At 73.2% G+C, this 20,908-nt stretch carries 15 protein-coding genes; 3 read left to right on the plus strand and 12 right to left on the minus strand.

Translation table 11 applies throughout. From position 1 onward, the window contains the following. Nucleotides 1–2: 2 nt before the first annotated feature. Both AB0D31_RS04760 and AB0D31_RS04765 read right to left on the minus strand, forming a co-directional pair. Nucleotides 3–1,715 (minus strand): TerD family protein, encoded by a 1,713-nt coding sequence (locus AB0D31_RS04760; protein ID WP_362716969.1) that lies wholly within the window; start codon nt 1,713–1,715, stop codon nt 3–5. Nucleotides 1,716–1,821: 106 nt separating this feature from the next. Next, the gene (locus AB0D31_RS04765) at nt 1,822–2,418 is read right to left on the minus strand and encodes a M48 family metallopeptidase (protein ID WP_362716972.1); all 597 of its coding nucleotides are present in this window, start codon (nt 2,416–2,418) and stop codon (nt 1,822–1,824) included. A 393-nt stretch (nt 2,419–2,811) separates the two neighbouring features. On the opposite strand from AB0D31_RS04765, the gene AB0D31_RS04770 reads away from it, so the two are divergent. Both AB0D31_RS04770 and AB0D31_RS04775 read left to right on the plus strand, forming a co-directional pair. Further along, entirely contained in the window at nt 2,812–3,945 is a 1,134-nt protein-coding gene (locus tag AB0D31_RS04770) for a ThiF family adenylyltransferase (protein WP_362716975.1), read from the plus strand. Nucleotides 3,946–3,985: 40 nt separating this feature from the next. Continuing rightward, nucleotides 3,986–5,428, plus strand: coding sequence for an AarF/ABC1/UbiB kinase family protein (locus AB0D31_RS04775; RefSeq protein ID WP_362716978.1), 1,443 nt, complete (start codon nt 3,986–3,988; stop codon nt 5,426–5,428). Between the two features lie 257 nt (nt 5,429–5,685). On the opposite strand, the gene AB0D31_RS04780 is transcribed toward AB0D31_RS04775, so the two are convergent. The 5 genes from AB0D31_RS04780 to AB0D31_RS04800 all read right to left on the minus strand — a co-directional run bounded on the left by AB0D31_RS04780 (nt 5,686) and on the right by AB0D31_RS04800 (nt 9,647). Next, nucleotides 5,686–5,877 carry a hypothetical protein gene (locus AB0D31_RS04780; RefSeq protein WP_362717113.1) on the minus strand — a complete coding sequence of 64 codons (192 nt, stop codon included), beginning with the start codon at nt 5,875–5,877 and terminating at the stop codon, nt 5,686–5,688. 189 nt (nt 5,878–6,066) lie between these two features. Beyond that, nucleotides 6,067–6,390, minus strand: coding sequence for a hypothetical protein (locus AB0D31_RS04785; RefSeq protein WP_362716980.1), 324 nt, complete (start codon nt 6,388–6,390; stop codon nt 6,067–6,069). Next, nucleotides 6,387–6,755: a WhiB family transcriptional regulator gene (locus AB0D31_RS04790; protein WP_114038865.1), complete on the minus strand. Its 369-nt coding sequence runs from the start codon at nt 6,753–6,755 to the stop codon at nt 6,387–6,389. The genes AB0D31_RS04785 and AB0D31_RS04790 overlap by 4 nt, the downstream gene beginning before the upstream one ends. A 173-nt stretch (nt 6,756–6,928) precedes the next feature. Continuing rightward, on the minus strand, nt 6,929–7,282 hold the full coding sequence (locus tag AB0D31_RS04795; RefSeq protein WP_362716983.1) for a hypothetical protein: 354 nt from the start codon (nt 7,280–7,282) through the stop codon (nt 6,929–6,931). Nucleotides 7,283–7,463: 181 nt separating this feature from the next. Beyond that, on the minus strand, nt 7,464–9,647 hold the full coding sequence (locus tag AB0D31_RS04800) for an ATP-dependent DNA helicase UvrD2 (RefSeq protein ID WP_362716986.1): 2,184 nt from the start codon (nt 9,645–9,647) through the stop codon (nt 7,464–7,466). A 266-nt stretch (nt 9,648–9,913) separates the two neighbouring features. On the opposite strand from AB0D31_RS04800, the gene AB0D31_RS04805 reads away from it, so the two are divergent. Continuing rightward, nucleotides 9,914–10,156, plus strand: a complete 243-nt coding sequence (locus AB0D31_RS04805; RefSeq protein ID WP_362716988.1) for a mycoredoxin — start codon at nt 9,914–9,916, stop codon at nt 10,154–10,156. 161 nt (nt 10,157–10,317) lie between these two features. Here AB0D31_RS04805 and nudC read toward each other — a convergent pair whose 3' ends face one another. The 5 genes from nudC to AB0D31_RS04830 all read right to left on the minus strand — a co-directional run bounded on the left by nudC (nt 10,318) and on the right by AB0D31_RS04830 (nt 20,696). Next, nucleotides 10,318–11,307, minus strand: coding sequence for an NAD(+) diphosphatase (gene nudC, locus AB0D31_RS04810; RefSeq protein ID WP_362716991.1), 990 nt, complete (start codon nt 11,305–11,307; stop codon nt 10,318–10,320). Between the two features lie 88 nt (nt 11,308–11,395). Continuing rightward, entirely contained in the window at nt 11,396–12,823 is a 1,428-nt protein-coding gene (locus AB0D31_RS04815; RefSeq protein ID WP_362716992.1) for a dipeptidase, read from the minus strand. 10 nt (nt 12,824–12,833) lie between these two features. Then, nucleotides 12,834–16,436 (minus strand): UvrD-helicase domain-containing protein, encoded by a 3,603-nt coding sequence (locus AB0D31_RS04820; RefSeq protein ID WP_362716995.1) that lies wholly within the window; start codon nt 16,434–16,436, stop codon nt 12,834–12,836. A 256-nt stretch (nt 16,437–16,692) separates the two neighbouring features. Further along, the gene (locus tag AB0D31_RS04825) at nt 16,693–20,097 is read right to left on the minus strand and encodes an ATP-dependent DNA helicase (RefSeq protein ID WP_362716998.1); all 3,405 of its coding nucleotides are present in this window, start codon (nt 20,095–20,097) and stop codon (nt 16,693–16,695) included. A 161-nt stretch (nt 20,098–20,258) separates the two neighbouring features. Then, nucleotides 20,259–20,696 carry an MGMT family protein gene (locus AB0D31_RS04830; protein ID WP_362717001.1) on the minus strand — a complete coding sequence of 146 codons (438 nt, stop codon included), beginning with the start codon at nt 20,694–20,696 and terminating at the stop codon, nt 20,259–20,261. Between the last annotated feature and the right edge of the window lie 212 nt (nt 20,697–20,908).

Raw genomic sequence — 20,908 nt, forward strand, 5'->3', positions numbered from 1 at the left:
CCTCAGACCTCGTACGGCTGGACGACGATGAAGTTGCCGGGGGCGCCCCGGAACTGGAGGTTGACGGCCTCGCCGCTGTGCCCCGGATAGGCGTTGCGGCGCAGCCTGACCTGACTGGAGACGATCACCTGGGAGGCGGCGGACCAGGCGACGATCGCGTCGCTGTCGGCGAACGTGGTCGGGGTGACGGGCAGCACCACCGGGGTGCCGTGGGTCATCACGACGACGGTGCCGGTGCCCTGGAACAACATGGTGAACAGGGCGCCGCCGGGGATGCCGTGTCCCTCGATGCGGCGGACCTCGTACTGGAGCGACTCGTCGAAGGCCAGGACGTGCTCGGCGGAGACGCAGATGCCGTCGCCCTGGAGCTCGATGGGGTGCAGGTAGGCGCTGTTCTCGGCGAGGAAGACCTGACCGCGGCCGGTGCAGCGCATCAGCTGCATTTCCTGGCCGGTCGCGTTGCCGACGATCCGGCCGGCGAAACCGGCGCCCTTGTAGCCGAAGTCGACCTTGCCCTGATACATGACCATGCTGCCCTGGCGGGCGAGCACGGGCTGGCCGCCGGCGCCGAGGTCGACCCGGACCAGCTGCTTGTTCTGCGCGGTCCAGCGCTGGCCGGTGGGCACTTCCTTGTACGCCTGGATGGCGGCCTTGAGGCCTCCGCCGCCCTGCGGCATGCCCTGCGGCTGGCCGTACGGGGCCGGCTGGCCGTAGGGCGCGGGCTGGCCATAGGGGGCCGGCTGGCCGTACGGAGCGGGCGCGCCGGGCGGCGGGGTCTGGCCCGGGATGTGGCCGGGGCCCTGCCCGAACTGCGGCTGCTGCGGCGGCTGTCCGTATGCGGGCTGGTGCGGCTGCCCGTACGGCGCAGGGGCGGGCGGCGGCGGCACGGCGCCGGGGACCAGGTGCATCGGAGCGGCGATGGTGGGCGCCGCGTGGATCTGCGGGCTGGGCGCCGGAGGCGGCGGCGGGGTGGCTCCCTGCGGCGGCGCGTAGGGCTGCGGGGCGGCCGGGGCGGGTGCGGGGGGCGGCACGGGCGCACCGAAGGAGGGCGCGGGCTGCGGCGCCTGCGCCGGGGCGCCGAACTGCGGGGCGGGCACGGCACCTTGGGGCGGCGGGGCGAACCCCGGGGTCGCGCCCTGGGGTGCGGGCTGCTGCGGGGCGGCCTGCTGCGGGGCGGCGGGCTCCTCGTCGAGGACCTCGCCGCCGAAGTTCTTCAGGAGGGCTTCGAGGCCCCCGTCGAAGCCCTGGCCCACCGCGGCGAAGCGCCAGACGTCCTTCAGATAGAAGTCGCCGAGCATGACGGCCCGTTCGGTGCTGAACTCCGCGCCCGTGAAGGCGTAACGGACCACTTCCTCGCCTCCGGCCACGACCCGGATGTACCCGGGGCCCACCTGGGACATCTGGCCGGCGCCGTCGAGCGTCGCGGTGAAGGAGAGCTTGTGGATGTGGGGTGGAACGCGGTCCAGGGTGACGCGGAACGACTCGCTGTCACCGGACTGCGCGCCGAGGAGCTGGATCGACTCCTCGGGAGACTTCGGCTGGTTGAAGAAGACGAAGTAACGGTCGTCGGACAGCTGCTCGTTGGCGTCGAGCCCGAAGCAGCTGATGTCGAAGGTCAGGCCCGGGCCCGCGATCTGCACACCGACGTACAGATCCGTCCCTGCCGTGAGATCACTGACCTTGGCCTTGTGGCCGCGCTGGAATTCCCTGGCCATGCGTACCGACCGTCCCCCATCCCGAGGTTATTGCGTCGCGCCAGGCTAACGGCTGCCTCGGACAATCGACGAAGCCGCTACACATTCGGTACACAACCGTCGAGCCCTACTCCTCGCGGGCCGCCGGCAGGTGCGGGAGACGGTCGGCGGCGACCACGCCCTCCAGGTAGCCGCGGGCGCGCTCGGTGCGCGGATAGGCGTCGAGCAGCCGCCAGAACCGGGGTCCGTGGCCCGGGACCAGAAGGTGGGCAAGCTCGTGCAGGAGTACGTAGTCGACGACGTACTCGGGCATGCCCTGCAGCCGGTGCGAGAGCCGGATGCTGCCCTCGGCAGGGGTGCAGGAGCCCCAGCGGGTGTTCTGATTGGTCACCCAGCGCACCGAAGCGGGGCGGGCCCGGCCCTCGAAGTACTGCTCGGAGAGCCGCTCGGCGCGCTCGGTCAGCTCCGCGTCGCCCAGCATGCGCTTGCTCTCCTGTGCGGCCAGCTTGTCGAGCATCACCGTGACCCAGCGCTGTTCCTCGGCCTCGGACATCCGGGCCGGGATCAGCACGATGGTGCGGTCGCCCTCGCGGTAGGCGGAAACCGTCCTGCTGCGCCGGGCACTGCGGCGCACCTCGACCGCGCTTGTCGCCGGGCCGCGGGGCGGCAGGCCGGTCGTGCGGCGGGGCGGGCTTCCGGCACTCTGCAGCGGGTCGGCGGGCACGCCCCGACGTTACCCGCTGTCAGTGGGGGAAGTCCCGTCTCCGGGGCGGTTGAGCCATGATCCATCCGCTGAGGTGCACCATTTGAATGACTAATACCCCCTGCCTGTGGACAACTTTTCACGCCGTCCGGCGCGGACGGGCATCGTGGTCTCACGCCGCGCGACAGCCCGTGATCGGGCAGCCGCCGCGGGTGCGTACGGAGACACGACGACGGGGGTTGGACCATGCGTCACCACGGGGACGGAACGAGCGGGACCAAGGGCGGGGCTGGGCGCCGGGCCGGGAGCGGCATCGGAAGCGGGACCGGCACCGGCACTACGCGCGGGACCAAGGGTGGGACCGCGGGCGGGGCCGGGGGCGGGGCCACGCGCGGGACCACGGGCGGGGCCGGCATGCATCCGATGCTGAAGCCGGCGTTGCGCCGGGCCTGGCGGGACCGCCAGACCGTGCAGTTCGGGATCACTCCCACGCAGGCGGTGGTGGTCTCGCCGGTGGACCCGGCGACGGGCCACTTCCTGGAGCTGCTCGACGGCACCCAGGGCCTCCCGATCCTTTACGAGCGGGCCCGCGCCCTGGACCTGTCGCCGGCCCGGGTCGATGAGTTGCTGGCACGGTTGACGGCGGCCGGCGTGGTGGACGATCCGACGGCCGGCGGCGCGGCGGCCGAGGCGTTGCGGTCCCGGAGCGACGCGCTTGAGCGGCTACGGCCGGATCTGGTTTCCCTCTCCCTCCTCCATCCTCAGCCGGGCGACGCGGCGCGGAGACTCGCGGCCCGCAGGGCCATACGGGTCCAAGTGCGCGGGGCCGGCCGGGTGGGCGCGGCGATCGCCGCGGTGCTCTCGGGCTCCGGCGTCGGCCGGGTCGACGTCCTGGACGGGGGCGTGGCGCAGCCGGGCGACGTGGCGCCGGGCGGGCTGACCGGGCAGGCCGTCGGCGAGCGGCGTGCCACGGCGGCCGGCCGGCTGGTCCGGGCGGCGGCACCCGGTGGCCCACCGCGCCAGGGGCGGGACGGGGAGCAGCCGGGGCTGTCCATGATCGTGGTCGCGCCGCGCGAGGCTCTGGATGTGCACGCGCCGAACGCGTTGGACGCGGAGGACTGGGTCCGGGCCGGAATCCCCCATCTGTATGCGGGGGTCGTGGAGACGACGGGGGTGGTGGGGCCGCTGGTCCTGCCGGGCGGCACCGGATGCGCGGGGTGTCTGTCGCTCACCCGCACCGAGCGTGATCCGGGCTGGCCGCGGCTGCTGGCGCAGTGGCGCTCAGGGCGGCAGCGCACCTCCGTACCCGCCTGTGACCTGGCGCTCGCGTCCGCCGTGGCGGGCCTGGCGGCGGCGCACGCCCTGGCGTTCCTCGACGGTGATCTGCCGTCGAGTACTGGCAGCCGCTGGGAGGCGTCACTGCCCGGGCTCGACTGGCGGTCGGCCCCGGTCGAGCCGCACCGGGACTGCTTCTGCGGCGCGGACGGGAACATTCAGGGGGAGCGGGCCTCGGGCGCCGCGGGGCCGCACGACACAATGGCCCAGTAGCGCCTGCGAGGGCGTGGCTGTCTGGGATTTGGAGGGGCGCATGTCTGATCTTCCCCGGAAGGCGGTCACCCGGACCGCCAAGCTGGCGGCACTGCCACTTGGCTTCGCCGGCCGGGCCACGTGGGGCCTGGGAAAGCGGATCGGCGGCAAGTCCGCGGAGCTGGTCGCCCGTGAGCTCCAGCAGCGCACCGCCGAGCAGCTCTTCAAAGTCCTGGGTGAGCTCAAGGGCGGGGCGATGAAGTTCGGGCAGGCGCTGTCCGTCTTCGAGTCGGCTCTGCCGGAGGAGGTCGCGGGGCCTTACCGGGCGGCCCTGACCAAACTCCAGGAGGCGGCGCCTCCGATGCCGAGCCGCACCGTCCACGCCGTGCTGGAGGATCGGCTCGGTGTCGACTGGCGCGAGCTTTTCCTGGAGTTCGAGGAGAAGCCGGCGGCCGCCGCCTCGATCGGGCAGGTGCACCGGGCGATCTGGCACGACGGGCGCGAGGTGGCCGTCAAGGTGCAGTACCCGGGGGCCGGTGAGGCGCTGCTCTCGGATCTGACGCAGTTGAGCCGGTTCGCCCGGCTGCTCGGACCGCTGATCCCGGGCATGGACATCAAGCCGCTCATCGCCGAACTGCGGGACCGGGTCTCGGAAGAGCTGGACTACGAGTTGGAGGCGCGGGCCCAGCAGGAGCACGCGGAAGAGTTCGCGGGCGACGCGGATGTGCTGGTGCCCGGTGTGGTGCACCAGAGCGAGCAGGTCCTGGTGACCGAGTGGATGGATGGCATACCTCTCTCGCAGGTGATCAAGGACGGGTCCCCTGAACAGCGGGACCGTGCAGGGCAGTTGCTGATGAGGTTCCTCTTCTCGGGTCCGGCGAGGACCGGTCTGCTGCACGCCGATCCGCACCCGGGCAACTTCCGTCTGGTGCCGCCCGAACAGGAGGACGGTCCCTGGCGGCTCGGCGTCATGGACTTCGGAACGGTCGACCGGCTGCCCGGCGGACTGCCCGCGACCATCGGGGCATCCCTGCGGATGACCCTTGAGGGTGATGCCGAGTCGGTCTACGAGATGTTGCGCGCGGAGGGCTTCGTCAAGGAGTCCATCGACCTCGACCCGGATGCGGTCCTCGACTATCTGCTGCCGATCATCGAGCCGGCCCAGGTGGAGGAGTTCACCTTCAGCCGGGGCTGGATGCGTGGACAGGCGGCCCGGATCGCCGATCTCCGCTCCCCCGCCCACCAGTTGGGCAAGCAGCTCAATCTGCCGCCCTCGTACCTCTTGATACACCGGGTGACGCTGTCGACGATCGGGGTGCTCTGCCAGCTGGAGGCCACGGTGCGCATGCGCGACGAACTGGAGCAGTGGCTCCCGGGCTTCGTCGCCACCGTCCCCCACCCGTCGACACCGCTGCCCGAGCCGGCCGAGGATTCCGGAAAGGGGGCGGAACCGGAGCCAGCCGCGGTGGCCGAGGAGGCGCAGGGGACGGCCGAGGAGGCGTAGGGGACGGCCGAGGAGGCGTAAGGGGACGGCCGAGGAGGCGTAAGGGGCGGCCGCCGAGGAGACGTAAGACGGCCGCCGGGGACCGGACCGGGGCCGCACCCCGCGGCGCTGCTGGTGGCCCGGCAGCGGCGGCTGATGGCCCGGCGGCGCCGCGCGCCCGCGGGCCCGGCGGCCGGTGTGGGCGCGTCCGAAGGGCCCAGCTGCGATCCCTCCGCTACCCCCACTGGCACCCGCACCCCCTCTGCCCCGCCCCCCCGCTACCACCAAGCGGCGTCGAGTCTGCCCTCGATGGCTCTGATGTTGGCGCGGGCGCAGTCGTCGCAGTAGTAGCGGTCTACGCCGTTCTCGACCGAGTAGGTCCAGGTGGGCGGCGGGCCGCCGGACGGGGAGGGGGTTCCGCAGTGGGAGCACACGATGGTTTCGGCCATCGGCCGATTCTGGTCGTCCACCTCGCGACGATACCGCCGTGCCCGACGCTTTGGGGCCACAACGCACCGCGGGGGCCGGTCCGTTCGGACACTGTTGGTAAATGGCCCCTGGTTGCGTCCCGCTGCCGTCAGGCAGCGGGACGCAGTCGTTCGAACCGAGAGCTGGGCGCGGTCCCTTGCTTCACGGCTTCCGCCGCACGGCGCCGACCGTCAGTGCATGACGGCCATCGCCAGGGCGCGGCGGGCGCGCAGCGATGCGCGCTCAGCGCGCAGCTGCAGTCGCCGGGCGGACAGCAGGCGTCGTGCCTGGCGTTCCGACTCGGCTTCCTGCAGGCGCTGATGCATATGCGCACGAGCCAGGGCTTCTGGCATGAGTTGCATTTCGAGGGTCCTGTTCTGACGCGACTTGTTCGCGCCGGTGGTGGTGAAGTCTGGAGTCGCGGAGCCGGTGGGCTCGCTGGCGGACGTCGTCATCGGGACCTGCTTCTGGGGATCGTTCGTTCGGGGATGGTCGATGGTTCCCGGGCGGTTCATGCGGCGACCGGGTTCTTGCGCGGACGGCCACGCGGCCGCTTGCGGGCAACGACCACGCCCTGGACGAAGAGCTCTCCGCCCCAGACACCCCACGGCTCACGCCGCTCCTTGGCGCCCGCGAGGCAGGCGGCCACCAGCGGGCAGGTCTGGCAGAGGGACTTGGCGTACTCGACATCGGCCGGCGACTCGGCGAAGAAGACCTCCGGGTCGAAGGAGCGGCAGGGGACGGGTACGCCGAGGTTCTCGATGGCGTCGTCGAGCGCGGTGAGCGCGGTGAGGGGAGTCAAGGCGGGGTCCTCCGTGAGACCGGGCGGGGGGAGAGTCGGGGCGGGCGGTACGGACGGGGCGTGCGCTTCGAGTTGCACGGTGGTTTCAACCTCGTCTTGTCGTCTGTTCGGCTGTGTCGGTCCGGCCGGTCGGCCGGGTTTCGGCTGGTACCGAGGCCCCCTTCGCTCCGTCCGTCCCGTTCGGGACAAACAGAAGGGCCGCGGATCCCGGGTGGGGTTCCGCGGCCCTGAAGGCGCCTGCCTGATCTGGATCAGGCTGGATCGCTCCAGGGTTCGAGCCCACGGAAGGCCCACATCGTGTGGTGCTGGTACTTCTTCGTCTGCTTTTCCGCTCCCGCGCCGGTCGCGGCAAAGGCGTGGGCCTGGGCCCTCCCCTTCGCTACTGCTGCTGCCGGCGCCAGAATCGGTCGCTCATTGCGCTCATCACGCACGGGAAGGCTCGCCATGGGGGCCGGAACCATCGCAGTGAGGCCGAGCAGACCGGAGACACCGGCGGACAGACCGGTGCCCTGGAACGCAGAGCCGAGCGGGCAGGTGGCGACGACCGAGCGGACGGTCACTTTGGTGGTGATGGAGCTGGTGTTGGTCTCGTTGTAGCTGGCCACTGGTCTCGCCTCCTCTCGGCGTCTCGGGGACTTCGGCCCTCGCGGGCCTGATCCCATGCGTATTCGGATAAGTACAGCTAAGTACAGCACGGAGACCCGGCTTCGGAGAAGCTCTCGTTTCCGTGGTTAAGAACCTATGGGGATCCCTGGGGCGGGCGCAAACTATTTTCTCGACGAGTTTTCAGGAACCTTCCACTCCGCCCCCTCCAGGCTCGTCACCTGCGCAGATGGCCAGGACATCGGTGCCGAAACGGTCCAGCTTGCGGGCACCGACGCCGGAGATCACAGCGAGCTCGTGGCCGTTGGACGGCACCGCCTCCGCGATCGCCATCAACGTCTTGTCGGTGAAGACGACGTATGGCGGCATGCCGAGGTCCTTCGCCTGGTGGGAGCGCCACTCGCGGAGCCGCTCGTACAGCGCCTCGTCCATGTCCGAAGGACAGTCCTCGCAGCGCATCAGCTTCATCTCGCCGGCTTCGGTGAGTGTCTTCCCGCATACCCGGCACAGCACCGGTCCGCGGCGGGTCCGCTTGCGGGCGGCGGGGCCGCGCTCGACGCCCGCTGCGGCGCCCGCCGTCGCCCGGGCCGCGCGGGAGCCGGAGCCCGGCCGCAGCCCGTTGAGGAAACGGCTGGGGCGTCGCGAGGCCCGGCCGCCGGGAGAGCGCGAGAGGGACCAGGAGAGCCCGAGATGGACCCTGGCCCGGGTGACGCCGACGTACAGCAGCCGGCGCTCCTCCTCGATCTGCTCGTCCGTCTTGGCGTAGGTGATCGGCATCATGCCCTCGGTGAGCCCGACCAGGAACACGGCGTCCCACTCCAGGCCCTTCGCCGCGTGCAGCGACGCGAGGGTGACGCCCTCGACGGTCGGGGCGTGCTGGGCGGCCTCCCGCTCGCGCAACTCGGTCACCAGGTCGGACAGGGTCGCGCCGGGCTTCGCCCGTTCGTAGTCCTCGCCGAGCCTGACCAGGGCGGCCAGCGACTCCCAGCGGTCGCGCACCGCGCCGGAGCCGGCCGGAGGTGCGGCCGTCCACCCCTTGGTGCCGAGGACGGCCCGCACCTGGGAGGGCAGGTCCACGGCGTCGTCGAGCAGCGAGTCGTTGCCGCCGGCCCGGGCCGCGCCGCCGAGCGCCACGACCGCCTCGCGGACCTCGGGGCGCTCGAAGAACCGCTCGGCGCCGCGCAGCAGATAGGGCACGCCCGCGTCGGCCAGGGCCTGCTCGTAGATCTCGGACTGGGCGTTGATGCGGTAGAGCACGGCGATCTCGCCGGCCGACACCCCGGAGGCGACCAGGTCGCGGATGCGGCGCGCGACGCCCTCGGCCTCGGCGGGTTCGTCCCCGTACTCCGTGTAGACCGGCTCGGGGCCCGCCGGTCGCTGGGAGACCAGTTCGAGCCGGTGCTCGGCGGCGCGGCCGGTGGCCTGGCCGAGCAACCCGTTGGCGAGATGGACCACCTGGGGGGTGGAGCGGTAGTCGCGGACCAGTTTGACGACGGTCGCGCTGGGGTGGCGGGTGCGGAAGTTCAGCAGGTGGTCGGGGGTGGCGCCGGTGAAGGAGTAGATGGTCTGGCTGGCGTCGCCCACCACGCACAGGGTGTCGCGGTCGCCGAGCCACAGGTCGAGCAGGCGCTGCTGGAGCGGGCTGACGTCCTGGTACTCGTCCACCACGAAGTGCTGGTACTGGCGGCGGACCTGGTCGGCGATGTCGTGCCGGTCCTGGAGCACACCGACCGTGAGGAGCAGCACGTCCTCGAAGTCGATCACCCCGCGGTCCTGCTTGAGCTGCTCGTACATCCGGTAGATCTGGGCGATCTCGGCCGGGTCGCGGGGCGCGTCCCGGTGGGACTTGGCGACGGCCGCCGGGTAGTCGCCGGGGACGGTCTGGGTGACCTTCGCCCACTCGATCTCGCCCGTCACATCGCGCAGCTCGTTGCGGTCGAGGCGCAGCCGGCAGCGGGCGGCCGCCTCGGCGACGAGCTGGACCTTGCGTTCGACGAGCCGGGGCAGCGGGCCGCCGACCGCCTTGGGCCAGAAGTACTGGAGCTGGCGCAGGGCCGCCGAGTGGAAGGTGCGGGCCTGGACGCCGCCGGCGCCGAGCTGGCGCAGCCGGCCGCGCATCTCGCCGGCCGCCCGGTTGGTGAAGGTGACGGCCAGCACGCTGGAGGGCTGGAGGATCCCGGCGCGCACCCCGTACGCGATCCGGTGGGTGATCGCGCGGGTCTTGCCGGTGCCCGCGCCTGCCAGCACGCACACCGGGCCGGTCAGGGCCGTGGCGGCCTCGCGCTGCTCGGGGTCGAGCCCGTCGAGCACCGCATCGGCCGACTCGGGGACCTGCGGGAAGGGAGTGGAGTGCGTTGCTGCTGTCACCCCGCCATGCTGCCAGGTCGCCCGGGGCGCATGCGCCGCCTTGTCCACAGGGGGCGTCGGTAGTCGTACGAATCCCCGTGCCGGGCGGGCCCGGGAGCTGGGTCTCCGGGCTTTCGGGGGCCGGCCGTGACGCCTCGGTCACATGCGGGAATGGTGCTCGCCGCCCGTACGTTCCACTCCGTGCGGAACCGCACAGGGCGGGGCGCGCACGCCAGACAGCGACATTCAGCGATCGACATTCAGCGATACAGAGGAGCGCGAGAGACATGCCGGGCACTGTGACGATGTACAGCACCACCTGGTGCGGCTACTGCCAGCGGTTGAAGAAGCAGATGGACCGCGAGGGCATCGCGTACACCGAGGTCAACATCGAGCACGACCCGGCGTCGGCCGCGTTCGTGGAGAAGGCCAACGGCGGCAACCAGACGGTTCCGACCGTCCTCTTCGACGACGGCTCGACGCTGACCAACCCGTCGCTCGCGCAGGTCAAGCAGAAGGTCGGCGTCTGACACCGGCCGCCTCAGCGCACCTGCCGGAAGGCCTCCGTCCGAACCCCTGAGGGCCCTGGACGGGGGCCTTCCCCTTGTCCATCCGGGCGGCTCCGGATCAGCGCGGCCCGGGAACAGCGCGGACCCAGGTCAGCCCGGCCCCGGAACAGCCCGGCCCCGCGTCAGTGCGTCGGCTTCGGCAGTGGTTCGCCGTACCAGAGCTCGATGAGGCGGGCCGCGATCGAGATGCCGTACGGCGGCAGGACCTCGCCGGAGACGAACGCGGCGGCCAGGTCCTCGCGGGAGAACCAGCGGGCCTCGTGGATCTCCTCGCCGTCGACGTTGATCTCGGACGAGGTGGCCTTCGCCATGAATCCGAGCATCAGGCTAGACGGGAAGGGCCAGGGCTGGCTCGCCACGTACTCGACCGGGCCGACCGTGACGCCGGCCTCCTCGAAGACCTCGCGGCGCACCGACTGCTCGATGGACTCGCCGGGCTCCACGAAGCCGGCGAGCGTCGAGAAGCGGCCCTCGGGCCAGTGCACCTGGCGGCCGAGCAGTGCCCGGTCCTGGTCGTCGGTGACCAGCATGATCACAGCGGGGTCGGTGCGCGGGTAGTGCTCGGCGCCGCAGGCCTGGCAGCGGCGGATGTGGCCGGCCGCCGCGATCACGGTGCGCTCACCGCAGCGGGAGCAGAAGCGGTGCAGTCGCTGCCAGTTCTCCAGGGCGACGGCGTGCGTCACCAGGCTCGCCTCGCGCGGCGAGAGCAGCAGGCCCGCCTCGCGCAGCCCCGCGGGCCTCGCCGACTGGTCCATGCGGCCGGGCAGGGCGTCCTTCTGGAGGGCGAAGTAGCTCACGCCGTCCTCGTCGGTGCCCAGGAAGTAGCGGTGGGTCTCGGTGACCGGGGCCTCGAAGGCCGGGGTCATGACGAGTTCGGTGCGGCCGGGCTCGCCGTCCGTGCCGTCCGCGCCGTCTGCGGGTTCGTCGATCAGGACCTGGCCGCCGGAGACGACGAAGACCCGGGTCGTCGGGTGGCTCCAGGCCGCCGCGAGCCAGGCCTCGTCGAGGCGGTGGTGGGCGGCGCGGTCGATGCCGCTCGGCTCGGTGAGGCCGATGGGCGTGGCGAGCCCGGTCGGCCGGTCCGTGAAGACGTCAGTGCTGGTGGTGCTCACAGGTGCTTCCAACTCCCCCGGGTGGACGGTGTGTTCGGCGATTTCGGTCGGCCAAGGCTCGGGCTGGGCGGGGCTCATGCCGACGGGCTCAGGTGGCGGACGGTGCTGTGGTGGCCGCGAGGTCGCTCCACAGGTGGGCCGCCGTCTCGACGCCCTTGAGCAGGAGGTCGAGCTCGACCTTCTCGTTGGGCGCGTGCCAGCCGTCCGAAGGGACCGAGATCCCGAGGAACAGGACCGGCGCCTCCAGGACGTCCTGAAGGTCGGCGGCGGGGCCCGAGCCGCCCTCACGGGTGAAGCGGACCTTGGTGCCGAAGGCGGTGCTCATCGCCCGCACGACGGCCTGGAGCGCCGGATGGCCGAGCGGGGTCAAGCACGGGCGGGTGCCCGCGCTCCAGCCGATCTCGTGCCGGATGCCCGCGGGGACCTGCCCCGCGGCCCACTGGGTGACGAGCTTCTCGATGTGCGCCGGGTCCTGGCCCGCGACCAGACGGAAGGACAGCTTCACCATCGCGGACGACGGGATGATCGTCTTGCCGCCCGGGCCCTGGTAGCCGCCGCCGATGCCGTTGACCTCGGCGGTCGGGCGGGCCCAGATCCGCTCCAGGGTGGAGAACCCGGCCTCGCCGTGGACCGCCCGCGACTTGGCGGTGCTCAGCCACTCGGCCTCGTCGAAGGGCAGCTCGGCGAAGAGCTCGCGCTCGGCGTCCGTCAGCTCGGCGATGTTGTCGTAGAAGCCGGGGACGGTGACGTGTCCGTCCGCGTCGTGCAGGGCCGCGACCAGGCGGGCCGCGGCTGTCGCCGGGTTGGGGACGGCGCCGCCGAAGGACCCGGAGTGGATGTCCTGGCCGGGTCCGTACAGCTGGATCTCGCACTCGGCGAGGCCGCGCATGCCGGTGCACACGGTGGGGGTGGTCTCGGACCACATGCCGGTGTCGGAGACGATCACGGCGTCCGCCGCCAGGCGCTCGGCGTGCTGTTCGACCAGGGCGCGGAAGTGCGGCGAACCTGACTCCTCCTCGCCCTCGATCAGGAGCTTCAGGTTGACGGCGGGCGCCGTACGGCCGGTGGCGGCGAGGTGCGCGCGGACGCCGAGGGTGTGGAAGAACACCTGCCCCTTGTCGTCGGCGGCGCCCCGCCCGTACATCCGCCCGTCGGTGATCACCGGCTCGAACGGGTCGGTGTCCCAGCCGTCCTCGCGGGCCGCGGGCTGCACGTCGTGGTGGCCGTAGACCAGGACGGTGGGTGCGCCGGCGTCGCCCGAAGGCCACTCGGCGTAGACGGCGGGGGCGCCCGGGGTGTCCAGGATCTCGACGGCCGGGAAGCCCGTCTCGCGGAGCTTGGCGGCGAGCCATTCCGCGCTGCGGCGCACGTCGGCCGCGTGGTCGGGCTGGGCCGACACGGACGGGATGCGCAGCCACTGCGCGAGGTCGTCGAGGAACGCCGCGCGGTGCTGCTCGATGTATGTGCGCACCGCAGCGGTGGCGGTCTGGACGGCGCTGTCCGGGGTCTCGCTCATGGCCTCGACCCTATCCGGCCGAGGACGGTGGCCCGTCCCCCGGTCCGCCCTGCGGACGGGGGCCGAGCAGGATCGCCTCCAGCTCGGCGCGGCCCGGCAGACGCCCGGGGCGTACCGTCTCACCTGTGCGTACGTACACGAACGCGGCCCCGACCGACTCCGGCTCCACGCCCATCTGCTCGGCCCAGGCGACCCGGTAGACCGCCAGCTGGAGGGGGTCGGCGGTGGCTTGGCGCCCGGTCTTCCAGTCGACGATCTCGTACGTGGCGAGCGCGCCCTCACCCTCCTTGTAGACGGCGTCGATCCGGCCCCTGATCACCCGGCCCGCGAGGGTCAGCTGGATGGGGGCCTCGGTGCGGAACGGGGTGCGCGTCGCGTACGGGGTGCGCTCGAAGGCCTCCTTGAGCGCGGCCAGGTCGTGCTCGTCCGCGATGTCGGCTTCGTTGTCGTCGGTGCCCGGCAGCTCGTCGGGGCCGAGCATGGGCAGCGGAAGCTCGTCGAAGCGGGACTCCACCCAGGCGTGGAACCGGGTGCCCCTGCGGGCCGCGGGCTGCGGGCGGCTCGGCATGGGCCGGGCCAGCTCCCGCGCGAAGCCGTCCGGGTCGGCGGCCAGCCGCAGCAGCTCGGATGCGGTGAGCGAGGCCGGCACCGCGACCTCGCGGGTGGCGGCACGGGCCCGGCGCAGCTCGGTGGTGAGCGCCTCCAGGTCACGGTCCCAGGAGTGCAGGGCCCGGCGGTCCTCCGGGGTGAGCCGGGGCGCGGGGATGGCGCCGGGCGCCACGACCGGGACCGGGGTGTGGTCGCGGGCGCCGGAGTCGGCGGGGGGCGCTGTGCGGGTGTGCTCGGCGGGCTCGACGGGCTCGGTGTGCGCGGCGTCGGCGGGGGCCGGGCGCTCCGTCGGGAGCAGGTCCCCATCGTCGACGGCTGGATCATCGGGCAGGCTGAACTCCCCTGCTCCGTAAGGCTCGTCCTCATAGGGCGCGCTGAACTCCGCTGCCCCGTAAGGCTCGTCCTCATAGGGCGCTTCTTCGAAGGCCTCCTCCTCATAAGAGGAAGGCATTGTGTCGTAAGCGTTGTCCTCATAAGAGGAGGGCGTTACGTCATGCGCGGCGGGCGTCGCGTCGTCGCGCGCGGGGGCCGCGGCCAGGTGGGCCAGGACTCGTTCCGCGGCGGCGCGGCGGCGGGCGAGGGATGCGGGGTCGAGGGGGAGCGGCCAGGCGTGGGAGACGGCGGATTCGTGGAGTACGGGGTTCTCCGCGTCCTCGGCCGGCTCGTCCGCCCAGGCCTCGATCTCGCCGTGGCCCGCCGCGCAGTGCTCGTACAGCGCGTGCAGGAAGGCGGAGGGGCCCCGGGGCTTCTTCTGGCTCGGGCCCCACCAGTGGCCCGAGCCGAGCAGCAGGGTGCGGGGGCGGGTGAACGTGACGTATCCCAGGCGCAGTTCCTCCGTGTGCTGGTGGTCCTTCATCGCCTCCTTGAAGGACTTGAGCCCCTTCGCGTCCCACTTCTCGACGCCCGGCAGGGTCGGGGCGTCGCCGCGCAGCGCATGCGGGAGGACTTTCGCCTGGGCGGTCCAGGCCTCCCTGGCCCTGGTCGACGGGAACGTGCCGGTGACCAGGCCGGGAACGGCGACCACGTCCCACTCAAGGCCCTTGGACTTGTGGGCGGTGAGGACCTTGACCGTGTTCTCGCCGCCGGGCAGCGCGTTGTCCAGGCCCTTCTCGTACTGGGCGGCGGTCCGCAGGAAACCGAGGAAGGCGAGCAGCGAGGCCTCGCCGTCGAGCGCGGCGAAGCTCGCCGCTGTGTCGAGGAACCCGGAGAGCGTCTCGCGGCGGCGGGCCGCCAACGCGTGCGGAGACGCGGAGAGTTCGACCTCAAGGCCCGTGACGGTCAGGACGCGGTGCAGGACGTCCATGAGCGGGTCGGCGAGCGAGCGGCGCAGGTCGCGCAGTTCGGCGGCGAGGCGGGCGAAGCGGACGCGGGCCTCGGTGGAGAAGGGCAGGCCGTCGTCCTCGGCGCCTTCGAGGAAGGTGTCGAGCGCGTCGGCGAGGGAGATCACCTCGGCCGGGTCGACACCCTCCACGGCGTCGGCGAGACGCTGGTCGGGGTCGTCGGATTCGGTCGGGGCGCGCCGTACGAGGAGGCGCGCGCGGCGGCCGAGCAGCGCCAGGTCGCGGGGGCCGATGCGCCAGCGCGGGCCGGTGAGGATCCGCACCAGGGAGGCGTTGGCGCCCGGGTCCTGGAGAACTTCGCAGACCGCCACCAGGTCGGCGACCTCGGGCAGGTGGAGGAGGCCGGAGAGCCCGACGACCTCGACGGGGATGTCGCGGGCCACCAGCGCGCCCTGGATCTGCGGGAAATCGCCGGCGGTGCGGCACAGGACGGCGATCTCGCCGGGCGCCTTGCCGGTGCGCACCAGGTGGGCGATCGAGTCGGCGAGCCACTCGATCTCCTCCTCGTGGGTGGCGTGCAGGGCGATGCGCACGCTGCCGTCGCGCTCGGCGCCGGGCGCAGGGCGCAGCGCCTCGACGCCTTCGTGCATCGAACGCAGTGGTGCGGCAAGGGAGTTGGCGAGGTCGAGGAGGCGGCCGCCGCTGCGGCGGTTCTCGGAGAGCGCGTGGCGGGTGGCGGGGCGGCCGTCGGCGTACGGGAAGTGGCGGGGGAAGTCGTCGAGGTTGGCCACGGAGGCGCCGCGCCAGCCGTAGATGGCCTGGCAGGGGTCGCCGACGGCGGTCACGGCGTGGCCGGTGCCGGCGCCGAAGAGCGCGGCGAGCAGGCGGCGCTGGGCGACGGAGGTGTCCTGGTACTCGTCGAGGAGCACCACCTTGAACTCCTCGCGCAGGATCCGGCCGACCTCGGGGTGGGTGAGGGCGAGCTCGGCGGAGAGCGCGATCTGGTCGCCGAAGTCGAGCAGGTCACGGCTCTTCTTGGCGGCGCGGTAGCGGGTGGTGAGGTCGAGCAGTTCGAGCCGGGCTGCGGCCGCCTCGGGCACCTTGCGCAGCTCGGCGTTGCTGAGCTTGGCGTCCGCGAGGGCGCGCAGCAGGTCGTGGTCGTACGCGGCCAGCCGCTCCGGGCGTACGAGGTGTTCCGCGAGCTCGGCGTCGAGCGCGAGCAGGTCGCTGACGAGGGAGGCGAACGACTTGGTCAGCGTGGGGTAGGGGCCCGGGGCCTCGCGCAGCACGCGGGCGGCGAGCTGAAAGCGGGTGGCGTCGGCGAGGAGGCGGGAGGTGGGCTCCAGCCCTATCCGCAGGCCGTGGTCGGTGAGGAGGCGGCCCGCGAAGGCGTGGTACGTGGAGATGCCGGGCTCGCCCTGCTCCGGCTCGGGGGCGTCGGGGTCGGTGATGCCGGCCCTGATCAGCGCGGTGCGCACGCGCTCGGCGAGCTCGCCGGCGGCCTTGTTGGTGAAGGTCAGGCCGAGGACCTGCTCGGGCGCGACCTGGCCGGTGCCCACCAGCCAGACGACGCGGGCCGCCATGACGGTCGTCTTGCCGGAGCCGGCTCCGGCCACGATGACCTGCGGGGCGGGCGGGGCGGTGATGCAGGCGATCTGCTCCGGGGTGAAGGGGATGCCGAGCAGCTCTTTGAGCTGGTCGGGGTCGGTGAGGTGGGTGGGCACGTCCTGAAGGGTAGTGGGGGGTGCTGACAATGGGGGGTTTGTGCAGGTGGGGGCGGTTGGGGTGGGGGTCCGGCCGGGGGGCGCCCGCGGCGGGCCTGCTCCCCCACCCCGCCCCTTCCCGAAACTCTCCGGGGTGGGGTGCGAAAAGGATTTCCCGGGGGGCGAAGCCCCCGGGGCTCGTCCCCGGCCGCCCGAACTCCCCTGGCGCAGTCGGCGCCCAGCCAGCATCTTCCGGGGCGCGGGGAGCTGCGTGGGGCTACTCCACCACCTGTCTCCCCTCCGGCTGGGCCGTGCAGGACGCCCTGAACGTGCAGTGCGTGCAGTGCGTACCCGGCGTCGGGGTGAAGTGTTCGTCCAGGACCTTGCCCGCCGCCGTGGCCAGGAGGTCGCCCACCCATTCGCCTTCCAGGGGCTGCTGGGACTGAACCTTGGGGAACGCGTCGCCGCCCTCGCGCTGGGGCGCGGCCTGGCGCAGGTGGACAAGTTCGGCGCCGGCGGGGTCGGGGCGGCGGCCCTCGAAGGCCTCGTCCAGGGCGCCCTCGCGGACCGCCAGCTGGTAGACGGCGAGCTGCGGGTGCGCCGCCACCTCGGCGGCGGTGGGCGCCTGCTTGCCGGTCTTGAAGTCGACGACGTAGGCGCGGCCTTCGACGTCCTGTTCCACGCGGTCCATGGAGCCCCGGATGCGGACCTCGTACTCCCCCGCTTCCAAGGTGACGTCGAAGCCGTGTTCCGTGGCGACCGGAGTGCGGCCCGCGCGGTCGAGGGTGTGCCACTGGAGGAACCGTTCCAGGGCGGCGCGCGCGTTCTGCTTCTCCTGGAGCGACTTCCAAGGCGCGTCAAAGGCGAGCGCGTCCCAGACGGAGTCGAGGCGTTCCATCAGGACGGCCAGGTCGGCGGGCGTGCGGCCGGAGGCCACCTCGTCGGCGAGTACGTGCACGACGTTGCCGAAGCCCTGGGCGGCCGTCGCGGGCGCGTCCGCCTTGACCTCGCGGCCCAGGAACCATTGCAGGGCGCAGGTGTTGGCGAGCTGGTCGAGGGCGCTGCCGGACAGCGCGAGGGGCAGGTCGCGGTCGCGCAGCGGGACCTCGGAGCGGGTCGGTTCGTGCAGGCCCCACCAGCGGTGCGGGTGCGCGGCCGGGACCAGCGGCTGGCCCTCGTCGTCGGTGAGCGCGGCGAGCCGGCCGAGGCGTTCGGCGGCGGCCTCGCGCAGCGCGTCGGAGGCGGCCGGGTCGACGGTGGTGGCGCGCAGCTCGGCGACGAGCGCCGCGACGGCGAGGGGGCGGCGGGGCCGGCCGGTGGTGTCGCGGGGTTCGACGCCCAGCTCGGTGAGGAAGCGGGACGGCTGATCGCCGTCGTCGGCCGGCGCCTTGACGGCGGTCACGATCAGGCGGTCGCGGGCGCGGGTGGCCGCGACGTAGAACAGGCGTCGTTCCTCGGCGAGGAGCGCGCCAGGGGTGAGCGGTTCGGCCAGGCCGTCGCGTCCGATCCGGTCGGCTTCCAGGAGCGAGCCGCGTCGGCGCAGATCGGGCCAGAGCCCTTTCTGGACTCCGGCGACCACGACCAGGCTCCATTCCAGGCCCTTGGAGCGGTGGGCGGTCATGACGCGGACCGCGTCCGGGCGGGCCGCCCCGCGGGTGAGGGTGTCGGCCGCTATGTCCTGCGCGTCGACCTCTTCGAGGAAGTTGAGCGCGCCCCGTCCGCCGGTGCGTTCCTCGGCGCGGGCCGCGGTGTCGAACAGGGCGCACACGGCGTCCAGGTCGCGGTCGGCCGCGCGGCCGCCGGGGCCGCCGCGCAGGGCCGAGCGCTCCAGGCGTCCCGGCCAGGGGGTGCCGTTCCACAGCTCCCACAGCGCCTCGGCCGCGGTGCCGCCGCCTTCGAGGAGTTCGCGTGCCTTGCGCAGCAGCGCGGCCAGGCGCTGGGCGCCGCGGGCGTACGCGGGGTCGTGCGCGACGAGCCGTTCGGGTTCGGCGAGGGCCCGGGCGAGCAGCACGTCCGACGGGGCGGGCACGCGGATGCCGGCCGCCCGCTCCTCGTCGCGCAGGGCCCGGCCCAGGCGCCGCAGGTCGGCGGTGTCCATGCCACCGAGCGGCGAGGTGAGCAGGGTGTGCGCGGTCTCGGTGTCGAGCCCGGCGGGGGTCCCGGCGAGGGGCCCGGCGGGCTCGTCCGACGCGGTCCGGCCGGGGTGGATCAGGCTCACCGGCGCGGGCAGGGGCGCCGCCGGGGGCTGCCCGGTGCCGTGCCCGGGACCGGACGCCCCGGGGGCCTGCCCGGTGCGGCCGAGCGCCGCCTGTGCCACCACCCGCAGCGCCGTGAGGAGCGGTGCCACCGCGGGTTCGTCACGCAGCGGGGTGTCGGCGCCCGAGGTGTCGACGGGGATGCCGGCAGTGGTCAGGGCCCGGCGCAGCGCCGGGATGGTGCGGGTGCTCGCGCGGACCAAAACCGCCATCTCCTGCCAGGGGACGCCCTCTTCGAGGTGGGCGCGGCGCAGCAGGTCGGCGATGTTGTCGAGTTCGGTGGAGGCCGTCGGATAGGTGTACGTCTCGACCCGGCCGCCGGTGCGGGTGGGCCGCAGGTCGCGGTGGGCGCGGACCTGTTCGGCGGGCAGCCGGGGCAGCGGCATGCGGCGGGTCAGGAGCCGGGTCGCGTCCAGGAGGGCGGTGCCGGAGCGGCGCGAGGTGGTGAGGACTTCGACCGGCGCGGGCGTTCCGTCGGCCCGCGCGAAGGCGTCGGGAAAGTCGAGGATGCCGTTGATGTCGGCGCCGCGGAAGGTGTAGATCGACTGGTCGGGGTCGCCGAACGCGACCAGGGTGCGTCCACCGCCCGCGAGCGCCTTGAGGAGGCGTACCTGCGCCGGGTCGGTGTCCTGGTACTCGTCGACGAACACCGCGTCGTAGGAGGGCAGCGGGGTGCGGTCGGCGAGCAGCACCGCGCGGTGCACGAGCTCGGCGTAGTCCAGGACGCCCTGGAGGTCGAGCACGTCGAGGTATTCGGCGAGGAAGGCCGCGGCGGCCTTCCAGTCGGGGCGGCCTGCCCGGTCGGCGAAGCGGGCCAGCTCGTCCGGGCCGAGGCCCAGTTCGCGGCTGCGGGCGAGGACGGCGCGGACCTCGTCGGCGAAGCCGCGCGTGGTGAGGCAGGCGCGCAGCTCGTCGGGCCAGCCGACCTGCGCGAGGCCGGCCCGCTGGAGGTCGATCTGGCCGGCCAGGAGGTCGCGTACGGCCACGTCCTGTTCGGGTCCGGACAGCAGCCGCAGGGGCTCGCGGAACAGTTCGGCATTCTGGTGCGCGCGGACCAGGGCGTAGCAGTACGAGTGGAAGGTGGTGGCCTGGGGGCTCTTCGTGCCGGCGCCGAGCCGCAGCGCCATGCGGTCGCGCAGCTCCACGGCGGCCTTGCGGCTGAAGGTGAGCACCAGGATGCGCTCGGGGTCGGCGCCGGCCGCCACCTTGGCGGCGACCGCCTCGACCAGGGTGGTGGTCTTGCCCGTGCCGGGTCCCGCGAGCACCAGAAGCGGCCCCGCGCGGTGGTCAACCACCCTGCGCTGGGGTGCGTCAAGGAGAGGGGGCTCCACCGGGTCCGGCGGTGTGCGCACCAGCCGGTACGCGCCGGGGGCCGCCCGGCGCACCTGTTGGTACGCCGTATGCCCGGTGGAGGAAGGGGAGCTCACGTGGATCGCCGGTCCTGGTGGGTGTGCTGGTCGTGATGGTGATTGCGGGGTCCGCGCGCTCGGCGCGGACCCTCGACGGTACGCCGAACCGTGCCCACGACGCAGCGAGTCATCCGTACGGTCCTCCGGCCGCCCGGGGCGGCGCGGGATGCCACAAGCTGTCAGGTATGAGCCGCCTCGCCGCCGAGCCCGCCGACCGCGCCGCCGCCGTGGCCGCGGCTGTCGCCGTGGTCCGCGCCGTGGTGGCCGTCCCAGCGGGCCCGCTTCATGTCGAGCCGCGGCAGGTGCCCGTCGGCGGACCGGCCGGCCTCGCGCAGGGGTGTGGCCTCGTCCCGGTAGTGGTCGAGAGCGCGCAGTTCGTGGCCGGGCAGCAGCGCGCCGTCCGAGCGCACCACGCGCCACCAGGGCACCGCGGAGCCGTACAGCGACATGACCCGGCCGACCTGGCGCGGCCCGCCCTCGCCGAGCCATTCGGCGACGTCGCCGTATGTCATCACCCGGCCGGGCGGAATGTGCTCGGCCACGTCGAGCACTCGTTCCGCGTACTCGGGAAGCTCGGGCGACGGCCCGCCCGCCCGGTCCCTCCGCTGCTCGCTCATCCGCCCCATCCTGCCGTACGCCACCGACAGTCGCCCCGGGCCCGCCCCTGTCCGGGAGCGGGGTCGCGGCGCGGCGGAGGGGCGCAAGTCACACTGCGCACGCCCGGGCAATACACCCTGCTGCCCCTCTGGGATCTCTGGACATGCCACCATCGTGCGGGCGGTGAGCGGTGATACGAGACAGAGACAAGACGGACGAGTCGGCGAAGGAG

The organism is Streptomyces sp. NPDC048361 (genome assembly GCF_040651795.1).
GTDB lineage: Bacteria > Actinomycetota > Actinomycetes > Streptomycetales > Streptomycetaceae > Streptomyces.